1 protein-coding gene is annotated in these 260 nt (G+C 65.8%); it reads left to right on the forward strand.

From position 1 onward, the window contains the following. Positions 1 to 260 (forward strand): hypothetical protein (locus NE619_RS18280; protein ID WP_330640867.1); only part of this gene is annotated, 260 nt, incomplete at both ends.

Here is a 260-nt window from a genome sequence, read left to right on the forward strand (position 1 = left end):
GGCGCCCGTACAACCGGCCGTACCGGTTCAGGCAGCGCCAACACAGCCGGCCAACCCCGCCGCGCAGCAGGCCATGCAGCCTCAAACGCAGCCAGCGGCAGCCGTGCCGACACAGGCGGCTACTTACACGCAGGAACAGCTTGCCCTTGCCGCATCGCAGCTCATGGAAGCCAAGAAGGACCAGAGCGTCGTGATTAACCTGCTAGGCAAGTTCGGGGTGCAGGCCCTGACGCAGCTGCCGAAAGAGCAGTACGGCGCCT

The sequence above is a fragment of the Anaerovorax odorimutans genome, from assembly GCF_024459955.1.
GTDB lineage: Bacteria > Bacillota > Clostridia > Peptostreptococcales > Anaerovoracaceae > Hominibacterium > Hominibacterium odorimutans_A.